Below are 18,585 nucleotides of genomic sequence, written 5' to 3'. Positions count from 1 at the left end.
GCCGAGAAACGTACGAGACAGTCGAGAAGAGGAGTGATAGCCAGTGGACAGGCTCGATCCTCAGACGACCCCGCAGCAGGAGACGCCGGATCCCCTGATCCATGGGGGCGGCGGCGCCATCGCGGGCGGCACGCCTTCGGGCGAGTTCGACCCGTGGCGTTACCGCGACGACGCCGGAGTCACCGGAGCCGACCTGGTCGGCTACAAGGTGGAGGCGACCGACGGCGGCATTGGCAAGATCGACAGTGCCAGTCACGAGGTCAACGCCAGTCACCTGGTGGTGGACACCGGCCCGTGGATCTTCGGCAAGAAGGTCATGTTGCCGGCCGGCGTGGTGAACCACGTCGACCACGACGACCGGAAGGTGTACGTCGATCGCACCAAGGAGCAGATCAAGGACGCTCCGGAGTTCGACGACACCGGCCGCGAGGACCCGGCGTACCGGGACAAGCTCGGTGGCTACTACGGCGGAACGTACGGCACGACAGGCTGGACGGTACCGCCAGGCCGCGCGCTGTAGGGCGCGACCCGCGACCCGGAAGCCGGTGGGGCGGCCGCCCCACCGGCTTCCGTCGCCGGCAAACGCCCTCGGCCGGCCCTCGGCCCGGAGTCGCTACTGTGGTCGCGTGGACGCCACTCCGATGACTCCGATGACGGCCTTCAACAACCTCTTCAACTTCCGGGACGTCGGTGGACATCCGGGCCTGGACGGCCGCCCGGTACGCCAGCGCCGGCTGTACCGGTCGGACTCGCTGCACCGGGTCGACGGCGTGGACCGGGAGGCGTTCGCCGCGCTCGGCATCCGTACCGTCATCGACCTGCGCCGCCCGTCCGAGGTACGTCGGGACGGCCGGGTGCCGGACTACCCGGGACTGGCGTACCGGCACATCCATCCGGAGCACGCGTTCTGGGAGGAGTCGGCGTACTCCGAGGAACTCGGCATGGCCCGGTACCTGGCCGACCGCTACCACGACCTCGCCGAGACCGGGGCCGCCGGCCTGGTCTCGGCGATCGAGGTGATCGCCGACGCCGACGCCGCCCCGACCGTGGTGCACTGTGTGGCCGGCAAGGACCGGACCGGGGTGGTCTGCGCGCTGACCCTGTCGCTGCTCGGCGTCGCCGACGAGACGATCGCCGAGGACTACGCCCGGAGCATCGAGGGCTCGGTCCGGTTCAGCGAGTGGATCGCCACCACGCTGCCGGCCTCGAAGCCGGTGCCCGCGCCCTTCCTCGGCTGCCCCGCCGAGGCGATGAGCATCTTCCTCCGCGAGCTGCGGGACCGGCACGGGTCGGCGCAGCGGTACCTGGTCAGGGCCGGCCTCGTCCAGTCCCGGATCGACGCCCTCCGGGCGCACCTGCTCAGCTGAGCCGGCGGCGCCCGGAGGTCGGCGTCGGTCAGCGGATGTGGTGGATCCAGTCGTTGACGTCCTCGGCCCGGCCCCGCTGGAGGTCGACCAGGCTCTGCCGCAGGCCCGTGGTGACCTCACCCGGGCTGCCGTCGGCGATCCGGAACTCCCCGTCCGGGTGGCGCACCACGCCGATCGGGGTGATCACCGCCGCCGTACCGCAGGCGAAGACCTCCCGCAGCCGCCCGCTGGCCGCGTCGGCCTGCCACTCGTCGAACGCCACCGGCCGCTCGACCACGGTACGGCCGGCCTGCCGGGCCAGCGTCATCACGGACTCCCGGGTGATGCCGGGCAGGATCGTGCCGCCCAGCGGCGGGGTGACCAGCGAGCCGTCGTCGTAGACGTAGAAGACGTTCATCCCGCCCAGTTCGTCGACGTACCGGCGCTGCACGGCGTCGAGGAAGACCACCTGTTCACAGCCGTGCTCCATCGCCTCGGCCTGGGCGGCCAGCGAGGCGGCGTAGTTGCCGCCGCACTTGGCCTCACCGGTGCCGCCCGGTGCCGCCCGGGTGTACGTCGGGGACACCCAGACGTTCACCGGCTGCACGCCCCGGGGGAAGTACGAGCCGACCGGCGAGCCGATCAGCACGTAGAGGTATTCGTTGGACGGGCGCACCCCGAGGAAGACCTCGTTGGCGAACATAAACGGCCGCAGGTAGAGGCTGCCCTCCTCGGTGGTCGGCAGCCACGCCCGGTCGATCTCGATCAGGTGGCGCAGCGAGTCGAGGAAGACCTGCTGTGGCAGGGGCGGCATCGCCATCCGGCGGGCCGAGTCAGCGAACCGGGCGGCGTTGGCGTCCGGCCGGAACATCGTCACCGAACCGTCGGCGGCGTGGTACGCCTTCAACCCCTCGAAGATCTCCTGGGCGTAGTGCAGTACGGCGCTCGCCGGGTCCATCGGGATCGGCGCGCGGGCCTCGACCCGGGCGTCGTACCAGCCCTTGCCCTCGGCGTACCGGACGGTGACCATGTGGTCGGTGAAGACCCGACCGAATCCCGGGTTCGCCATCAGCGCGTCGCGCTCGGCGGGGGCTACCGGCTGAGGATTCGGACGGATCTCGAAGTCGAGCTTGTCACCACCGCTCATCGCGCTGACCTCCATGAAGGGAACCGGCACCCGGGCATGGGCGAGCCGGGACGTGGGGCTTGTGCCTGAAACTTACCCGAACGGTCGTTCAACCTCGACCCTCCGGTCGACCGGAGAACTCACCACTCGCGCCTTCGCGCAGATCCGGCAACGGCACGGACCTCCGGCGGGCGGGGGCGGGAAGTGTCTGGTGGATCTACCGGGTCAGGACGCCACGTGGGCGGCGAGCCGGTCTCCGACGTCGGCGGTACGCCGCGGCGTGCCCGGAGTACGGGCGGCCAGCTCGGCGGCGACCGCCTCGGTTACTCGGCGGGCGGCGTCGGGATGACCCAGGTGGTCCAGGAGCAGCGCGGTGGAGAGCACCGCGGCGGCCGGATCCGCCACACCCTGACCGGCGATGTCCGGCGCCGAGCCGTGCACCGGCTCGAACATCGACGGGTACGCCCGCTCGGGGTTGATGCTGCCGCTCGCCGCCAGGCCGATTCCACCGGTGATCGCGGCGGCGATGTCGGTGAGGATGTCGCCGAAGAGGTTGTCGGTGACCACCACGTCGTACCGCTGCGGCTGGGTGACCAGGAACATCGCGGCGGCGTCGACGTGCTGGTACTCGGTCTCGATGTCGGGATGCTCGGCGGCGACCGTGGCGAAGGCGCGGGCCCAGAGCGAGCCGGCGTGGGTCAGCACGTTGGTCTTGTGCACCAGGGTGACCTTGCGGCGTTCCCGGCGACCGGCCCGGGCGAAGGCGTCGCGGATGACCCGCTCGACGCCGTACCGGGTGTTCAGGCTCTCCTCGGTGGCCACCTCGGCGGGGGTGTCCCGGTGCAGCACGCCACCGGCACCGGCGTACAGGCCCTCGGTGCCCTCCCGGACGACGACCAGGTCGATCTCGTTCGGCTTCACGCTGGCCAGCGGGCCGGAGGTGCCCGGCCAGAGGCGGGACGGCCGGAGATTCACGTACTGGTCGAACTCGAACCGCAGCTTGAGCAGCAGGCCGCGTTCCAGCACGCCCGGCGGAACGGTGGGATCGCCGACCGCGCCGAGCAGGATCGCGTCGTGACCGGCCAGTTCCGTGAGCACGGAGTCCGGCAGCACCTCTCCGGTGCGGTGGTATCGTGCCGCGCCGAGGTCGTACTCGGTGGCCTCGATGCCCGGCAGCACGGTGTCGAGCACCTTGCGGGCCTGCGCGACCACCTCCGGCCCGATGCCGTCACCAGCCACCACCGCGATCCGCGCCACCGCCACGTCCAGCTCCCTTGCCTTTGTCGTGTCTAAGGAACGTTAAGGGACCGTCCCGGCTCCCGGTACGGCGCTCCCAGAATCTGGGAAATCAACTGCACAGGACCTTCTCAGCCAGCATTCATGGTGTAGCCATTTTCGCTGCTTATCGTGAGCGGCGATGGCCCGAGGAGGGCACGGAGCGAGATGCGGATCCAGGGGGCGGACATGCGGATCCAGGGGGCGAACATGCGGATCCCGGGGGGCGGCCGGGGTCCGGGTCAGCATCGTCGGGGGCTGTCGCCGGCACCCGCCGTCGGCCGGGGACGACCCGACCTGCGGCTGGGTGCCGGGCGGCGGAACGTCCGACCGGGCGCGACGCTCGCCGACCGGGTGGTCGCGCGGCACACGGTGCAGACCTCCATCGCCGAGTACACCCTGATACTGAACGGCCTCGGCGAGGTCGGCTGGCGGGGCGTCGGCGACGCGCTGCGGGACGCGGTCGCCGAGCTACGGGCGATCGACCTCACCTACAGCCCGGCCCGACCGGCCAGCCTCGTCTCCCGGCTGCGCCGGGCCGAGATCTCGGCCGACGCGTACCCGCCGCTGGCCGACATCGTCGCGCGCTGCGCCGCGATGCGGGCCGCCACGGACGGCTGGTTCGACGCCTGGGCGGTGCCCGGCGGCTTCGACCCGGGCGGCCTGCTGGTCGGCTGGGCGGTGGAACGGGCCGCCGCACGGCTGCGGGCCGCCGGCATCGAGGACTACGCCGTGATCAGCGGCGCCGACCTGACGGTACGCGGCCACGCCCCGCACGGCGGACCGTGGCGGATCGCGGTGCACCATCCGACCGCGAACGACCGCCCGCCGATGCTGCTGGAGATGACCTCGGGCGCGGTCGGCACCTCCGGGGTCGCCGGCCGTCGTGACCACGTGGTGGACCCGCACACCGGCGAGCCGGCCGACCGGCTGATCGCGGCCACCGTCACCGGGCCCGACCTCGCGGTCGCCGACGCCTACGCGACCGCCCTGTTCGCCGCCGGTCGAGCCGGCCTGGACTGGTTCCCCACCAAGGACGGCTACCGGGCGCTCTTCGCCACCGCACGCTGACGGTCCTGCCCGGCGGCGACCACCGCCCCGGTCACGCCCCGCCCTGACCGACGGGTTCCTTCGACGATCACGTCGGGGAGAGCCTCGCGCCCGGACGCGATCGACCCCCGCGAGCTCGGCAACGGTCGCGGGGGCCGATCAGCGACGAGTGCGCGTGGCTCGCGCACACGGGGGTGCTGGCTACCCGGCCGGCGCGACGCCTCATCACCCGAAGACGAGCCCACGCCTAGGAACTCGCCGGGTATCCACGTCAATACGCTATCGACCCGACGTGAGTCCCCGCAAGAGGTGCCCTTCCGCGTGTCGGCCGGTATACGGCGAACGCCCACGCTTCGGGATGGCACCCTTTACCCCCGTGAGTTTCGATCTGATCGTATGGGCCCTCGGGCACGGCGCCTCGCCGGTCGACGTACGGGCGGCCCACGACCGGTGCCGCCAGGGACACCACGTCAACGGCGCCCTGGAGCCACGGATCTCGTCCTTCTACCGGGCGGTCACCGCCGGCTACCCCGACCGGCCAGGTCCGGGTACGCCCTGGGCGGTGACCCCGCTGCACGTCGCCGCCGACCACGTCGAGATGAACCTCCACGAGTCCTGTGCGGACGAGGTGCTGCTCGACATCGAACGGCTGGCCGGAGTGCACGGCCTGCTGTTACTGGACCCACAGGACGGTTCCGTCTACCCGCCACCGACCACTGTGACCGGCTGACGACGGACGGGGCGGCCCACTGCGGCTCGCCCCGTCCGGGAGTTCAGGAGGTCTTCCCCGTCACGCCTCTTCGTCGCGCAGGTCGGCGGCGCTCGCCGCCACCGCACCGATCGACTCGGCCGCCGAGTTGAGCAGGTCCGCCGCGATCGCCGAGTCCACGGTCAGGGTCATCAACGCCTCGCCACCGGCGGACCGCCGGGCAACCTGCATGGCCGCGATGTTGACACCCGTCTCGCCGAGGATCGAGCCGACGGTGCCGACCACACCCGGCCGGTCGGCGTAGCGGAAGAAGAGCAGGATCCCGTCCGCGCCGAGTTCCAGGTCGAATCCGTCCACCTCGGTCAGCTTGATCACGTCCCGGGTACCGGTGTGCACCGTGGTACCGGAGACCGAGACGGTCCGGCCGTCCGGCAGCGCACCCCGCACGGTGACCAGGTTGGCGTGGTCGATGGTCTCCGCGTGCGTGGTCAGCGCCACCGTGACACCCCGGTCGGCGGCCAGCAGCGGGGCGTTGACGTAGCTCACCTGCTCCTCCACCACGGAGGTGAAGAGACCCTTCGTGGCGGCCAGCTTCAGCACCGAGACGTCGTTGGCGACGATCTCGCCGCGTACCTCGACGGTCACGCTGGCGGCGACCCCGCCGGCGACCGCGGTGAAGACCTTGCCCAGCTTCTCGGCCAGCGGCAGCAGCGGCCGGACGTCCTCGGCGACCACGCCGCCGGCCTGCACGTTGACCGCGTCCGGCACGAACTCACCCTGCAACGCGAGCTTGACGCTGCGGGCGACCGCCAGACCGGCCTTGTCCTGGGCCTCGGCGGTCGAGGCGCCCAGGTGCGGCGTCGCCACCACGTTGTCGAAGGCGAACAGCGGGGACGCGGTGCAGGGCTCCTTGGAGTACACGTCGATGCCCGCGCCGCCGACCCGTCCCTCGGCGATCGCGTCGGCCAGGGCCTGCTCGTCGATCAGGCCGCCACGGGCCGCGTTGACGATCCGTACACCCGGCTTGACCAGCGTCAGTTCCTTCTCGCCGATCAGCCCGACCGTCTCCGGGGTCTTCGGCAGGTGGATGGAGATGAAGTCGCTCTCCCGGAGCAGTTCCTCCAGGCCGACCAGCCGTACCCCGAGCTGCGCCGCCCGGGCCGGCTGGACGTAGGGGTCGTACGCGATCAGCCGGGTGCCGAAGGCCGCGATCCGCTGGGCGAAGAGGACGCCGATCCGGCCGAGGCCGACCACGCCGACCGTCTTGCCCTGGATCTCGACTCCGGTGTACCTGGACCGCTTCCACTCCCCCGCCTTCAGCGCGGCGCTGGCGCTGGCGGTGTTCCGGGCCACCGCGAGCAGCAGCGCGACGGCCTGCTCGGCGGCCGAGACGATGTTGGAGGTCGGCGCGTTGACCACCATGACGCCCCGGGCGGTGGCGGCCGGCACCTCGACGTTGTCCAGTCCGACCCCCGCACGGGCGATCACCTTGAGCCGCGGCGCCGCGGCGATGGCCTCGGCGTCGACCTGGGTGGCGCTGCGCACGATGACCGCGTCGGCCTCGGAGAGCGCGCTGAGCAGGGCCGGGCGGTCGGTGCCGTCGACGTGGCGTACGTCGAAGTCGTGCGCGAGCACGTCGATGGCGGCGGGAGCGAGCTCTTCAGCGATCAGTACGACGGGAGTCATTGGTCCTCGTATGTGTCGTCCGGGCGAGGTCTGCGGCCACGTGGGCGCCGCACTGCGTCCCGCGCTCCGCCAAACGGGTGAGTCCCTACGGTGCGGACGCACCTATCTGCCGATCGTAGGCGTCGTGCTCCGCACGGTGGCCCACTGCCCCGCGTGAGTGCCCTCACAAGCCCGTCCGACAACTGCCGGACGGGCCCGTGCACACCGACCCGGCCGGTGTGCACGCGTGCTCCGGCGCCGCGCCGACGTGGCCGGACTCACCCCGGAACCGGGCTCACGCCGAGGTGACCACTTCCGGTGCGGGAAGCCCGGGCAGGACCTGGCGTGGCCGCAGCTGGGTCACCCGCGCGGCGACGCCGATCTGCCGGAAGGTCCCCGCCTCGGTCTCCAGTACGTCCCGCAGCAGGTCCAGTTCGAGCGAGCCGACCGGCGGATAGATCCGCTCCCGGGGCGGCTCCTCCCCCGGCGCGAGCGCCCCCTGCGCGACCATGAACTCGACGATCGCCTCCCGGACCGGCGGAAGCGAGACCGGCGAGTGGTAGAGCACGTTGAGCGCCTGCATCCGCATGCCCTGTACGTGGTCCTCGCCCTTGTTGTCGTGGAAGTGCGGGTTCCGGGTCTCGATCTGCAACACCGGCACCGAACTCGCCATCACCTCGGGATGTGCGCTCTCCAGCACCCCGCCGAACTGCTCGAACAGCTCCACGAACTCGAACGGCTCGACGGCGAAGCCACCGGCCAGCCGCATCCGCAGCCCCAGGTCGAGGCTGAGCGCGTGTTCGCCGGCATTGCCGGTGGCGATCACCTCGGTGCCGAAGCCGGAATACTCGGCGACCAGCCGGTTCAGGAACTCGTTGGTGATCTCGGAACTCCGGCCGCGTCGGCTGAAGAAGAGCCGGCCGTCCCGCAGCTTCGGTTTCGAGTGCCAGGAGATCCGGACCATCGCGTACGGGTTGGCGGCGAGATGCAGGCCGGCGGCGTAGACCTTGACGTACTCGTGCACGGCGCCCGGTACGTAATTGTCCGCGTCGATGTATCCGACGTACCCGCGGCCGGTCAGCGCGGCGACCGCCATGCCGATCAGCATCGCCTCGCCCTTGCCGGCCCGGACGAGTCCGTCGTCGTCGATCAGCTCCGGCATGCCGGCGGCCTTGAACGCGGCGGCCACCCCCGGGTCCCGCTGGTGCAGCACGATCGCCGGCCGTTCGGCCGCCCGGCAGTACTGCTCCAGCGTCTGCACCTCGATCTCGTAGCGGTCGACGGGATGTCGGGCGCTGTTCGAGACGAGCACGATCAAACAATCATGAGGAATCCCCGAGAGCACGCCTTCGATTACTCTGCGTGTCTCGTTCATGCAGGGAATGACGATGACCATTTGCCGCTCGATCGCGCGCATCGCCTCGTGGGAGACGATGCCTTCGCCGGTTGTCCCCGTGGCATCTCCCGAGTCCAGCTGTATGACCCGCTGAAGTTCGTGGATGCGAACGGCGCCGAAACGCTCGGTGCGGTGCGTTTGCTCCAGACGCATGCGGCGACAGTACCCGAGCGGACGCATTAACCGCGCGTAACTGCCCACCATTTCCTGATGCCATCAGTTCACGTACCGATTGGACGTCGAATGGCAATGATCCGGTAACGGCCGGGGTGAAGATCCGGTAACCCGGGCGGACCACCCGCCATCGCCGACGGAGCCCCGGGGTCGGCTCGGTCACCGACCCCGGGGCTCCGGCACGACGATGCAGATCAGGCCGTCTCGGTGATCGGCCGGTCCACCCAGCTCATCATCCCGCGCAGCTTCTTGCCGGTCTCCTCGATCGGGTGCGCCGCACCCTCGGCCCGCCACTTGGTGAAGTTCGGCCGGCCGGCGTCGTCCTCGGCGATCCACTCCCGGGCGAACTCGCCGGACTGGATCTCGGAAAGGATCTTGCGCATCTCGTCCTTGACCCGGGAGTCCACCACCCGCGGGCCCCGCGAGTAGTCGCCGTACTCGGCGGTGTCGGAGACGCTGTAGCGCATCCGGGCGATGCCGCCCTCGTACATCAGGTCGACGATGAGCTTCAGCTCGTGCAGGCACTCGAAGTACGCGATCTCCGGGGCGTAACCGGCCTCGGTCAGCACCTCGAAGCCGGTCTGCACCAGCGCCGACGCGCCGCCGCAGAGCACCGCCTGCTCGCCGAACAGGTCGGTCTCGGTCTCCTCCTTGAAGGTGGTCCGGATCGCTCCGGCCCGGGTTCCACCGATCGCCTTGGTGTACGCCAGCGCGAGCGGGAAGGCCGTACCGGTGGCGTCCTGCTCCACCGCGACGAGACAGGGCACGCCCTTGCCGTCGACGTACTGCCGGCGGACCAGGTGACCCGGGCCCTTCGGGGCGACCATCGCCACGTCGACGTCGGCCGGGGGCGTGATGAAGCCGTACCGGATGTTGAGGCCGTGGCCGAACAGCAGCGCCTTGCCGGCGGTCAGGTTCGGCGCGATGGCGTCGGCGTAGAGCGACCGCTGCGCGGTGTCCGGCGCCAACACCATGATCACGTCGGCCTCGGCCGACGCCTCGGCCGGGCTGAGCACCCGCAGCCCCTGCTCCTGGGCCTTGGCCCGGCTCTTCGACCCCTCCGGAAGACCGATCACCACGTCGATGCCCGAGTCGCGCAGCGACAGCGCGTGGGCGTGGCCCTGGCTGCCGTAACCGAGCACCGCGACCTTCTTGCTCTGGATGAGCGCCAGGTCGGCGTCGTCGTCGTAGAACACCTCAGCGGTCATGACTTTCCTCTCCTGCGGCGGCCCGAGTCGGGCCCGCCGTTGAATTTCGTTACGCGGGGCCAGCCTCGATCAGGCGGCCCGCAGCGTCGAGCCGGTGGTGATCGAGCGGGAACCCCGCCCGATGGCCACCAGTCCCGACTGCACCATTTCCTTGATTCCGAATGCTTCGAGATCGCGCAGCAGCGCTTCCAGCTTGTCAGCGGTACCGGTCGCCTCGATTGTGAGGGTGTCCGGCGCGACGTCGACGACCCGGGCCCGGAACAGGTTCACCGTCTCCAGCACCTGGGCCCGCTGCGCCCGGTCGGCCCGAACCTTGACCAGCACCAGTTCGCGGGCCACCGAGACACCCGGGTCCAGCTCGACGATCTTCAGCACGTTGACCAGCTTGTTGAGCTGCTTGGTGACCTGCTCCAGGGGTGAGGAGTCGGCGTTGACCACGATGGTTATCCGGGAGACCTCGGGGTTCTCGGTCTCGCCGACCGCCAGCGAGTTGATATTGAAGCCACGGCGGGAGAAGAGCCCGCCCACCCGGGCCAGGACACCGGGCTTGTTCTCCACCAGCACCGAAAGCGTGTGCTTGCTCATGTCTACGGCCTCACAGGTCGTCGTCGTCGAAGGCCGGGCGGACTCCCCGGGCGAACATGATCTCGTCGTTGCTGGTGCCGGCGGCCACCATCGGCCACACCATGGCGTCCTTGCCGACCACGAAGTCGACCACCACCGGCACGTCGTTGATCGCCATCGCGGCCTCGATCGTCTTGTCGACGTCGGCGGCGCTCTCGCAGCGCAGGCCGATACAGCCCAGCGCCTCGGCGAGCTTCACGAAGTCCGGGATCCGGTGCTTGTGGGTACCCAGCTCGGTGTTCGAGTAGCGCTCGCCGTAGAACAGCGTCTGCCACTGCCGGACCATGCCGAGGTTGCCGTTGTTGATGATGGCGATCTTGACCGGGATGCCCTCCAGCGCACAGGTCGCCAGCTCCTGGTTGGTCATCTGGAAGCAGCCGTCCCCGTCGACCGCCCAGACAGTGGTGTCGGGCTTGCCGACCTTCGCCCCCATCGCCGCCGGCACGGCGTACCCCATCGTGCCCAGCCCACCGGAGTTGAGCCAGGTGTACGGCTTCTCGTACGAGATGAACTGGGAGGCCCACATCTGGTGCTGGCCCACCCCGGCGACGTACACGGCGTCCGGCCCGACGATCTCGCCCAACCGCTGGATCACGTACTGCGGGGCGAGGGTGCCGTCGGTCGGCTCGTCGTAGCCGAGCGGATAGCGCTCCCGTAGGTCGTCGAGCTGCGACCACCACTCGGTCCGGTCGACCGGGCTGCCGGACTGGCCCGCCGCGGTGGCCCGGACCGCCTCGATCAACTCGTCGATCACGTACCGGGCGTCACCGACGATCGGCACGTCGGCGGCGCGGTTCTTGCCGATCTCCGCCGGGTCGATGTCGGCGTGCACGATCGCCGCACCCGGGGCGAAGGAGTCCAGCTTGCCGGTCACCCGGTCGTCGAACCTGGCCCCCAGGGCGACGATCAGGTCCGATTTCTGTAGGCCGTAGACGGCGGCGACGCTGCCGTGCATGCCGGGCATCCCCAGGTGCTGCGGATGCGAGTCCGGGAAGGCGCCCCGGGCCATCAGGGTGGTGACCACCGGGATCCCGGTCAGCTCCGCCAGCTTGCGCAGCCCCTCGGTGGCGCCGGCCTTGAGCACCCCGCCGCCGACGTAGAGCACCGGCCGCCGGGCCGAGGTCATCAGCCGGGCCGCCTCGCGGATCTGCTTGCCGTGCGGATGCAGGGTCGGCCGGTAGCCGGGCAGGTCGAGGGTGGGCGGCCAACTGAAGGTGGTCTGCGCCTGGAGGACGTCCTTGGGGATGTCCACCAGCACCGGGCCGGGTCGGCCGGTGCCGGCCAGGTGGAACGCCTCGGCCAGGATCCTCGGGATCTCCTCGGCGGTCTGGACCAGGAAGTTGTGCTTGGTGATCGGCAGGGTGATGCCCTGGATGTCCGCCTCCTGGAAGGCGTCCGTGCCGATCGCCGGCCGGGCGACCTGACCGGTGATCGCCACCATCGGCACCGAGTCCATGTACGCGTCCGCGATCGGCGTGACCAGGTTGGTGGCCCCCGGCCCGGAGGTGGCGATGCAGACCCCGACCCGCCCGGTCGCCTGGGCGTACCCGGTCGCGGCGTGCCCGGCGCCCTGCTCGTGGCGGACCAGGATGTGCCGCACCGACGAGTCGTAGAGCGGGTCGTACGCCGGCAGGATCGCCCCGCCCGGAATGCCGAACGCGACCTCGACCCCGAGCGCCTCCAACGACTTGACCAGTGAACCGGCGCCGGAGACCTGGACCGGTGCTACCACCTGACCGCTCGCGGCGGCCCGGGCCGACGCGTCACCGAGCGGACCGGACGCCTCGCCGGGCGCGGAGGCACCGGGCCGGAGTCGGCGGGGGTACTGGTCGGAGGGGTCGTTGACACCGTCGACGGCGGCGGGCCGGTGCCGGCGCGCGCTGTTCGCCAGGGTCTCTGGTGTGGGTCTCGTCATGGCTATTCAGGCCTTCGGCTCGGAGCAGTGTTCTTTTCCAGATATGGGGGCGGTGCGGGCGGGGCCTCACCTCGGCGGGCGGGCAACTCGCCTCCGGCGTGAGGAGGATCCGCACCTGCCGGCAGGTCCGGTACGCCAACGGAGGTGGCCCGCCCTGCCAACGAAGTACACGGCCAATAAAAACGGCCCGCGTGCTGATGCACGGGGCCTGCGCACTCTCGGGGTGGAGAGTGCGCTCAGATAAGTACTCGGAAGGACCTGGTCGGCGACATGTGGCTAAGCCTGACGCATCTCATGCGATGAGTCAACTGATCCCGCATTCTGGACAGAATCCGTGCCCGGCCTGGGCTTCTTCCGGTTTCCGGAGGGGCGGTTGTCGGCCGTCGCCCCGGCCTCGTTGGGGCGACTCTCCGCAGGCTGCGCACCCGACGGGTAGGGATCGCTCGGTGCCCGCTGTGCCGGCGGGCGGGGCCGCGGCGGCTTCGGCGGAGCCGGTCGCGCAGAGCGGGCCTCGGGTGGGCTGGCCGCCTCCAGCATCGCCTCCAGATGCTCGGCCGGGACCCCCCAGCCGAAGAGCTGCCCCTGCCCGAACCGGCAACCGGCCTCGACCACTGCCGCGAGTTCGGTGGGATTGGTCACGCCCTCGGCGATCACCTCCAGGCCGAGTTGATGGCCGAGCCGCATCACCACGTCGACCATCGGCGCGAAGGCCCGACCGTCCGGGCCGGGCGGCCGGATCGGCTCCGGCTCGGCGACCAGGCTGTGGTCGATCTTGAGGATGTCGATCGGCAGCCGGCGGAGCTGCCCCAGGGAGGAGTACCCCGCGCCGAAGTCGTCCAGCGCGATCCGTACCCCGGTCAGCCGCAACGCCCGCAGCCGCCGGATCAGTTCGTCCAGGTCGGTCGCCACCGCGTGTTCGGTGACCTCCAGCACCAGCCGCTGCGGCGGCACCCGGTGCGCCCGCAGCGCCTCGGCGACCTGGACGACGTACTCGGGGGCGTGCAGTTCCCGGGGGGACACGTTGACCGAGACCCAGACGTCGTGACCGTCGGCGAGCCAGATCGAGAGCTGGTGGCACGCCCGGTGCAGCACCCAGGCGCCGAGTTTGGCGATCATCCCGCACTCCTCGGCGAGCGGGATGAACTCGTCCGGGCCGACGTTGCCCAGCTCCGGATGGTGCCAGCGGAGCAGCGCCTCCGCGCCGACCGGCCGGACCGAGGGCACCGCCACGACCGGCTGGAACGCCAGGTGCAGCTCGTCGCGCTCGATCGCACCGCGCAGTTCGTGCTCCAACGTGGTACGCCGGCGGAGCAGGTGGTCGTAGGCCACGTCGTACCGTTCGACGCGGTTCTTGCCCCGCTGCTTGGCGTAGCGCAGGGCCAGGTCGGCGTTGCGGAGCAGCGTCTCCACGTCCCCGGCGTCGGTGTGCTCGGCGTCCCCGGCGCCGGTCGACTCGGCGACCCCGATGCTGACCGACAGGAAGACCTGACCGGCCTCGTGCCGGTACGCCGACCCGACGACCCCGAGCAGCCGCTCGGCGATCCGCTGCGCCTCCGCCGGACGGGCCCGCATCAGCACCGCGAACTCGTCGCCGCCGAGCCGGGCGGCCAGGTCACCGGGGCGGAGGTTGGTCCGCAGCCGCCGGCCCACCTCGATCAGCACCGCGTCGCCGACGTCGTGGCCCCGCATGTCGTTGACGTTCTTGAAGCCGTCGAGATCCAGCCCGAGCAGCACCCAGGGCGTCTCCGTGGCCCCGTCCTGGTGCACCGCCCGCAACAGGCCCCGGCGGTTCGCCAACCCGGTCAGCGGGTCGGTGTGGGCCAGTTCCCGGAAGTGCGCCTCCCGTTCGGCGAGCCGACTGGCGTAGCCGCGTACGTCGTTCAACGCCAGGTGCTGCCGGGCCACCAGGCCGAACCCCTCGACGATGCCGGCCACCACCGCGAAGATCGTGAAGTTGCCGCCGATCACCAGGTGGTAGACGGCGGAGACGGCCATCGCCATCATCGGCAGGAAGGCGTACGCGGTGCCGCGTCGGATGACGTCCGGGTCCGGTCCACCCGTCGCCTCCGTCAGCCGGCCGGCCAGCGCGACCGCCAGCAGGCCGAACGGCAGCAGCACCACGCCGAGCAGCGCCACGGTCGGGCCCGCCTGGCACAACCCGGTGGCGATGGCCAGCCCGCACCCGGTCACCAGGGTCACCCCGCCGCCGGCCAGCAGCAGGCCGTGTCGCGGCGACCGCGACCGTGCCCCGACGATGAAGGTGAGCCCGGTCGCCACCGCCGATGTGATGGTGGCCACCAGGATCGCCAGGCAGCCCCTGGCGGCGAACTCGCCGAGCAGCCGGGTCGGTTCGGCGAGCAGCACCCAGCCGACGAACCACAACGCCGCCCCGATCACCAGCCCGTCCAGCACGAGCCGGAGCGCGGCGGCGCCGGTCTCGGCGGCGCCGGGCAACCGGAGCAGGCCCGCGCAGAGCAGCACCCCGCTCACCGCCGTGCCGACCGCGACCAGCGTCGCCAGGCCGGTCCGCTGGGCCTGCTGATGGCTCCAGTGCTCGGCCATCGTGAGGATCGCGGCCACGCCGATCCCCGCGCTGACGACCGCCAGCGCACCGCCCACCGCCAGCAGCCAGAGTCCGACCCGGCGGGCACCGGCGTGCCGCTGGGCGGAGAAAGCCAGCATGACCGGCCCGCAGGTGGACGCGAGGCCGGTCGCCACCGCGAGGGCCGGTACGCCGGAGGCGAGTTGCACACATTCACTCTGCCGGATCGATCGCACTCCATGGGGACCCCGGATGCCTGATCCTCGATCAGAGGCACAGACCGCCCATTCGGGCATCGTGGTGACGATCGGGGCGTTCCACGGACACCTCTCGGCGCCACCGGCGTCCCGCTTGCTGGACCGCCCGCACCGGCACAGCGGCGGAACGGCGGCGGTAGTGCCACACTTGTCGAATGCCTGACCTGCGGTCAAAGACCTCCACACATGGCCGGACGATGGCCGGCGCCCGCGCGCTGTGGCGGGCCACCGGGATGACCGACGACGACTTCGGCAAGCCGATCGTCGCCATCGCGAACAGCTTCACGCAGTTCGTACCCGGTCACGTACACCTCAAGGATCTCGGCGGCCTGGTCGCCGACTCGATCGCCGAGGCCGGTGGCGTCGGCCGGGAGTTCAACACCATCGCGGTGGACGACGGGATCGCGATGGGCCACGGCGGGATGCTCTACTCCCTGCCCAGTCGGGAACTCATCGCCGACGCCGTGGAGTACATGGTCAACGCGCACTGCGCCGACGCGCTCGTCTGCATCTCCAACTGCGACAAGATCACTCCGGGCATGCTGCTCGCCGCGCTGCGGCTGAACATCCCCACGGTCTTCGTCTCCGGCGGCCCGATGGAGGCCGGCAAGACGATGGCGATCGAGGGCATCGTGCACGACAAGATCGACCTGATCGACGCGATGATCGCCTCGTCGAACGACGCGGTCACCGACGACCAACTCGGTGAGATCGAGCGCTCCGCCTGCCCGACCTGCGGCTCCTGCTCCGGCATGTTCACCGCCAACTCGATGAACTGCCTGACCGAGGCGATCGGGCTGGCGCTGCCCGGCAACGGATCGGTGCTGGCCACCCACGCCGCCCGCAAGGCACTCTTCGAGCGGGCCGGCCGGGTCGTCGTGGACATCGCCAAGCGCTGGTACGACGGCGACGACGCCTCGGTGCTGCCCCGCGCGATCGCCTCCCGGGCCGCGTTCGAGAACGCCGTGGCCCTGGACGTGGCGATGGGCGGGTCCACCAACACCGTGCTGCACCTGCTGGCCGCCGCCCGGGAGGCCGAGCTGGACTTCGGGGTCGCCGACATCGACGAGATCTCCCGCCGGGTGCCCTGCCTGGCCAAGGTCGCCCCGAACTCCCCGAAGTACCACATGGAGGACGTGCACCGGGCCGGCGGCATCCCGGCCCTCCTCGGCGAACTGGACCGGGCCGCCCTGCTGCGCCGGGACGTGCACTCGGTGCACTCGCCCGACCTGGACGGATGGCTGGCCGACTGGGACATCCGCGGCGGTACGCCGACACCCGAGGCGGTCGAGCTGTTCCACGCCGCTCCCGGTGGCGTCCGCACCACCGAGCCGTTCTCCACCGCCAACCGTTGGTCCAAACTGGACACCGACCCGGTCGACGGCTGCATCCGGGACAAGGCGCACGCGTACACCGCCGACGGGGGGTTGGCCATCCTGCACGGCAACCTCGCTCCGGAGGGTGCCGTGGTGAAGACCGCCGGAGTGCCGGCCGACCGCCTGACCTTCCGGGGCCCGGCCAAGGTCTACGAGTCGCAGGACGCGGCCGTCGACGCGATCCTCGGCAAACGGGTCGTCGCCGGAGACGTGGTGGTCATCCGGTACGAGGGCCCCAGGGGTGGCCCCGGAATGCAGGAGATGCTCTACCCCACCTCGTTCCTCAAGGGCCGCGGCCTCGGCCGGGAGTGCGCCCTGATCACCGACGGCCGGTTCTCCGGCGGCACCTCCGGGCTCTCCATCGGACACGTCTCCCCCGAGGCGGCCGGCGGCGGCCTGATCGCACTGGTGGAGGAGGGTGACGAGATCGTCATCGACATCCCCAACCGGAGCATGGAACTGGCGGTGGCGCCCGAGATCCTGGAAGCCCGCCGCATCGCCCAGGAGAAGCGCGACCGCCCGTACACCCCAGTCAACCGCGAGCGTCCCGTCTCCGCCGCCCTCCGGGCGTACGCCTCGATGGCCACCTCGGCCAGCGACGGCGCCTTCCGCCGCGTCCCCGACTGAGCTGTAAGGAAGGGCCCCTTCTTATCGTTTTCTGTAGAAGAAGGGGCCCTTCCTAACACCCTGGATCGAGCTTCAGGAGGCGGTCGCGGACCGACGAGGGCAGTACGCCGCCTTCGGGGTGACGGGCCAGCTTTCCCCGGCTGAGCAGGTCGTGTACGCCCTGTCGGGTGATCCCGAGCATCGCTCCGGCCACCGCGTACGACACCGAGCGGGCGGTGGGATGACCGACCCGCCGGACGACGGTCTGGCCCAGCGGGCTCCGCCACCACTCGACCGGGGGCTCGAACGGGCCGTCTCCGGGGTAGAGCGTGGCGGCGATCCGCATCGCGGTGCCGAGCGCCTCCGGGTCGTCGCCCTTCACCAGCCGGTACGCCCAGTTCTCGGCGCGCACCCGGACGATCGTCCGCAGCGCGTCGACCGCGTCGTGCCCGTCCAGCAGGATCTCCAGCGGATCGAGCAGCCGGATGTCGATCGACCTGATCAGCTGCTCGACCAGTTCGTCATGGCTCGGCGGCATGGCCCCTCCCATCCACTTGACAGCCATCGTCAAGTACTTGACAACAATTGTCAAGGAGGCGGGGAAGCGGGAGGGGTCGTTCCTCAGGACCCGGGTCGGACCGGATTGAGCAGGGCCGCGAGGACTCCGTCCACCCGGTCGAGCACCGGTCCGGCGGCCGTACCACCGGCGAACGCGGTCTCCATCACCCCGTGCAGGCCGTGCAGGAGGAACTCGACCGTGAAGACGGGATCGTCGACGGCCAACTCGCCCGCGTCGACACCCTCCCGTACCAGCGTCAGCAGGCTCGCCCTGATCGGCCCGAGTTCGTCGCGCTCCTCGATCCCGACCTCGTGGAACAGCAGGGCCACCAGCGAGGCGTTCGCCATCCCGAACTCGAACATGCCGGCGACGAACCGACGTACCCGGTCCAGCGCGGACGTGGCGGGCGCGGCCGACACGGCGTCCGCGCCGGCGGCCAGGATCTGCTCGTTGCACCGGTTGCGCAGCGCGGTGAAGACCTGCGCCTTCGAGCCGAAGTACTCGTAGACCGTCCCCTTGCCGAGACCGGCCTCGGCGGCGATGCCGTCGATCGTCGCGTCGGGGCCGTCCCGGAGCAGCACCCGCGCCGCCGCGTCGAGGATCTGCGCTGGTCGCTCGGCCGGCGCCCGGGGCGCGCGAGGGCGTTTCGTCATCGGTCTGGTGCCGCTCATACCGCCGGAGCCTAGCGCCGGTATTGACAACCGACCAGCGGTCGGTAAGTTGGACGCACTAACCGACCGACGGTCGGTCGATAACG

The 18,585-nt window shown here is 70.9% G+C and carries 15 protein-coding genes; 5 read left to right on the top strand and 10 right to left on the bottom strand.

Annotation, left to right across the window (positions count from 1 at the left end):
* The first annotated feature begins 43 nt into the window (after positions 1-43).
* Both H4W31_RS16860 and H4W31_RS16855 read left to right on the top strand, forming a co-directional pair.
* Complete coding sequence (locus H4W31_RS16860) at positions 44-520, top strand: PRC-barrel domain-containing protein (protein ID WP_192767527.1); 477 nt, start codon at positions 44-46, stop codon at positions 518-520.
* Between the two features lie 121 nt (positions 521-641).
* Entirely contained in the window at positions 642-1,367 is a 726-nt protein-coding gene (locus H4W31_RS16855) for a tyrosine-protein phosphatase (RefSeq protein ID WP_192772166.1), read from the top strand.
* Between the two features lie 28 nt (positions 1,368-1,395).
* Here the strand turns inward: H4W31_RS16855 and H4W31_RS16850 are convergent, their stop codons facing one another.
* Positions 1,396-2,493, bottom strand: coding sequence for a branched-chain amino acid aminotransferase (locus H4W31_RS16850; RefSeq protein WP_192772165.1), 1,098 nt, complete (start codon positions 2,491-2,493; stop codon positions 1,396-1,398).
* A 204-nt stretch (positions 2,494-2,697) separates the two neighbouring features.
* Entirely contained in the window at positions 2,698-3,729 is a 1,032-nt protein-coding gene (locus tag H4W31_RS16845) for a 3-isopropylmalate dehydrogenase (protein ID WP_192772164.1), read from the bottom strand.
* A 228-nt stretch (positions 3,730-3,957) separates the two neighbouring features.
* On the opposite strand from H4W31_RS16845, the gene H4W31_RS16840 reads away from it, so the two are divergent.
* Both H4W31_RS16840 and H4W31_RS16835 read left to right on the top strand, forming a co-directional pair.
* Positions 3,958-4,818 (top strand): FAD:protein FMN transferase, encoded by an 861-nt coding sequence (locus tag H4W31_RS16840; RefSeq protein ID WP_192772163.1) that lies wholly within the window; start codon positions 3,958-3,960, stop codon positions 4,816-4,818.
* 355 nt (positions 4,819-5,173) lie between these two features.
* Positions 5,174-5,527: a hypothetical protein gene (locus H4W31_RS16835; RefSeq protein ID WP_192767526.1), complete on the top strand. Its 354-nt coding sequence runs from the start codon at positions 5,174-5,176 to the stop codon at positions 5,525-5,527.
* Positions 5,528-5,587: 60 nt separating this feature from the next.
* Here the strand turns inward: H4W31_RS16835 and serA are convergent, their stop codons facing one another.
* From serA to H4W31_RS16805, 6 genes are all read right to left on the bottom strand, one after another.
* Entirely contained in the window at positions 5,588-7,192 is a 1,605-nt protein-coding gene (serA, locus tag H4W31_RS16830) for a phosphoglycerate dehydrogenase (RefSeq protein ID WP_192767525.1), read from the bottom strand.
* Between the two features lie 274 nt (positions 7,193-7,466).
* Positions 7,467-8,720, bottom strand: a complete 1,254-nt coding sequence (gene mpgS / locus H4W31_RS16825) for a mannosyl-3-phosphoglycerate synthase (protein WP_192767524.1) — start codon at positions 8,718-8,720, stop codon at positions 7,467-7,469.
* A 215-nt stretch (positions 8,721-8,935) separates the two neighbouring features.
* A complete protein-coding gene (gene ilvC, locus H4W31_RS16820) occupies positions 8,936-9,949 on the bottom strand; it encodes a ketol-acid reductoisomerase (RefSeq protein ID WP_192767523.1) in 1,014 nt (337 codons plus the stop codon).
* Positions 9,950-10,018: 69 nt separating this feature from the next.
* Positions 10,019-10,534, bottom strand: a complete 516-nt coding sequence (gene ilvN, locus H4W31_RS16815; RefSeq protein WP_192767522.1) for an acetolactate synthase small subunit — start codon at positions 10,532-10,534, stop codon at positions 10,019-10,021.
* Positions 10,535-10,544: 10 nt separating this feature from the next.
* Positions 10,545-12,488 (bottom strand): acetolactate synthase large subunit, encoded by a 1,944-nt coding sequence (locus H4W31_RS16810; protein ID WP_192767521.1) that lies wholly within the window; start codon positions 12,486-12,488, stop codon positions 10,545-10,547.
* Positions 12,489-12,764: 276 nt separating this feature from the next.
* Positions 12,765-15,170, bottom strand: coding sequence for a putative bifunctional diguanylate cyclase/phosphodiesterase (locus H4W31_RS16805; protein WP_192772162.1), 2,406 nt, complete (start codon positions 15,168-15,170; stop codon positions 12,765-12,767).
* Positions 15,171-15,442: 272 nt separating this feature from the next.
* On the opposite strand from H4W31_RS16805, the gene ilvD reads away from it, so the two are divergent.
* The gene (gene ilvD, locus H4W31_RS16800) at positions 15,443-17,290 is read left to right on the top strand and encodes a dihydroxy-acid dehydratase (RefSeq protein WP_192767520.1); all 1,848 of its coding nucleotides are present in this window, start codon (positions 15,443-15,445) and stop codon (positions 17,288-17,290) included.
* A gap of 52 nt (positions 17,291-17,342) precedes the next feature.
* On the opposite strand, the gene H4W31_RS16795 is transcribed toward ilvD, so the two are convergent.
* Both H4W31_RS16795 and H4W31_RS16790 read right to left on the bottom strand, forming a co-directional pair.
* Positions 17,343-17,807 (bottom strand): hypothetical protein, encoded by a 465-nt coding sequence (locus tag H4W31_RS16795; RefSeq protein ID WP_192767519.1) that lies wholly within the window; start codon positions 17,805-17,807, stop codon positions 17,343-17,345.
* A gap of 83 nt (positions 17,808-17,890) precedes the next feature.
* A complete protein-coding gene (locus tag H4W31_RS16790; RefSeq protein ID WP_192767518.1) occupies positions 17,891-18,499 on the bottom strand; it encodes a TetR/AcrR family transcriptional regulator in 609 nt (202 codons plus the stop codon).
* Positions 18,500-18,585 lie beyond the last annotated feature (86 nt).

The organism is Plantactinospora soyae (genome assembly GCF_014874095.1).
GTDB lineage: Bacteria > Actinomycetota > Actinomycetes > Mycobacteriales > Micromonosporaceae > Plantactinospora > Plantactinospora soyae.
This window is presented reverse-complemented; position numbering and strand designations above follow the sequence as displayed.